At 53.2% G+C, this 2,126-nt stretch carries 2 protein-coding genes and 1 pseudogene; 2 read left to right on the top strand and 1 reads right to left on the bottom strand.

What is annotated here, in order from left to right:
• Positions 1–447: pseudogene (locus C4885_RS16035) on the top strand (mobilization protein); the annotation flags it as partial.
• 64 nt (positions 448–511) lie between these two features.
• On the opposite strand, the gene C4885_RS16575 reads toward C4885_RS16035, so the two are convergent.
• Complete coding sequence (locus C4885_RS16575; protein WP_158538937.1) at positions 512–676, bottom strand: hypothetical protein; 165 nt, start codon at positions 674–676, stop codon at positions 512–514.
• Between the two features lie 92 nt (positions 677–768).
• Between C4885_RS16575 and C4885_RS16030 the strand changes: the two genes are divergently transcribed.
• Positions 769–2,126: AAA family ATPase (locus C4885_RS16030; RefSeq protein ID WP_114001290.1), on the top strand; the 1,358-nt coding region annotated here is incomplete at its 3' end.

Raw genomic sequence — 2,126 nt, 5'->3', positions numbered from 1 at the left:
TCCTCTGTCAGTGATAGAGCCTATTCAATCCGGGAGGGAATGAAAACCGCCGAGCAGCGCATGAAAGAACTGCAAAAACTCATGGAATACGGCAGAAATTATCAAACCTACAAGCCCATACAGGACGAGTACCGGCAAATCCGCTGGAAAGGAAAACAGGAGAAGTTTGCGGAAGCCCGCCGCGCCGAGCTTACCCTATGGAACGCGGCAAACCGCTATCTCCATGCCCATTTGCCGGAGGGAGTGAAAACCCTGCCGATCTCCGCGTGGGAGAAAGAATATACCGCCCTCAAAGCACAGCGGGAAGCGGAATATGACACGCTGAAAGAGACCCGCGCCGAGGTTGCCGAGCTTCAGAAGATACGCAAGTGCGTTGATATTGCGCTGAAAGCCGAGCAGCCGGAGCAGACACAGAACCACACCAAGCGGCAGGAACAGGAGCGATAAAGAAAAGGACGGGCAAGCTGATTTGCCTGTCCGTCCTCTATTCCCATCCGACAAAGGAATGTGTTCACTTCTTATCGGGTAAAAATGTCATTATAACGCCAGTAATGCCGATAACTGAAAAGATTAAAGCCCATTTGAAACTTAAATCAAAAAAAGCCACATTGCCATATCCTAACATCAGCAGGATACTAACTAAAATCAATGCTATACCTTGCAGTTGCCTTTTCATACAATCACACTCCTTTGTCAAATTCAAGTTTGTTGACTTTATTTTACTTCAAAACTATGAACAATTCAACCACAGAAAGAGAGGTATTAACCATGTATTACACCCAAGAGCAGATAGACCGCGCCAACCAAGCCGACCTTGTTTCTTTCCTGCAATCACAGGGCGAGCAGCTTACCCGCGCCGGGAATGAATACCGTTGGAAACGGCACGACAGCTTGACCGTCCGGGGAAACAAATGGTACAGGCACAGCCAGAGCAAGGGCGGCGGCCCCGTTGATTTTGTCATGGAGTTTTTCGGCAAGAGCTTCACCGAAGCCGTTGAACTGCTGACAGGCGAAAAAGGAGCCGCCCCGCCGCCGGACAGACATTGCCCCGCGCCCCTATCCGACTTCCGACTGCCACCCCGCAGCACCGACAACCGCATAGCGAGGAACTACCTCACAGCAGCCCGCCGCATTGATGAAGATGTGACGGGCTTTTTTCTTTCCAATGGCGACATTTACGAGGAAGCCGCCCACCATAACGCCGTATTCGTCGGCAGAGATGAAAGCGGCATACCGCGATACGCCCATCAGCGCGGCACAGCCGGGAGTTTTCGGCTTGATGTGAAAGGCAGCGACAAATCCTTTAACTTCTGCTACCGTGGCGAGGGCGAAAGGTTGTTTGTCTTTGAAGCCCCGATAGACCTCTTATCTTTCCTCTGCCTGTTCAAAAAGGAATGGCAGAAACAAAGCTACCTTGCACTGGGCGGCGTGGGGGAAAAAGCCCTGTTGCGTTTCCTTTCTGACCGTCCGAGCATCAAGACCGTTTACCTCTGCCTTGACAACGACGCAGCCGGAAACGACGCTTGCAGCCGCCTTGTGCCGCTCATGCCGGAGGGCTTGACCGTCCATCGGCTTATCCCTCTTTTCAAGGACTGGAACGAGGTATTGCAGCACCGGGCAGAAATCACAGACGGGAAGTATTTGCGGGAAGCAATCTACGGCTTGAAAGAGCCGCCGCAGGAAGAAACCGTTGAGATTATCCGCATGAACGAGGTTGACACACAGACCGTTGAATGGCTATGGGAGCCGTATATTCCCTTTGGGAAAGTAACCATTGTGCAGGGCAATCCCGGCGAGGGCAAGACCACTTTTGCCCTACGCCTTGCCGCCGCCTGCACCACCGGGGGAACGCTGCCGGGAATGAAGTCCTTGCCGCCATTCCAAGTAATTTACCAGACCGCCGAGGACGGGCTGGGCGATACCGTCAAGCCACGCTTGATAGAAGCCGCCGCAGACCTTGACCGGGTGCTTGTGATTGATGAAGCCAAGCGGGAGCTTACCCTGTCCGATGAGCGCATAGAAAAGGCAATCACGCAGAACGGGGCGCGGCTGATTATCCTTGACCCCATACAGGCGTACATGGGCGAAAAAACCGACATGAACCGGGCAAACGAAGTGCGCCCCAT

Origin of the sequence: Subdoligranulum sp. APC924/74, assembly GCF_003324125.1 — a bacterium.
GTDB classification, from domain to species: domain Bacteria; phylum Bacillota; class Clostridia; order Oscillospirales; family Ruminococcaceae; genus Gemmiger; species Gemmiger qucibialis.
The sequence above is the reverse complement of the archived record's forward strand: the minus strand, read 5'-3'. Positions and strand labels throughout refer to the sequence as shown.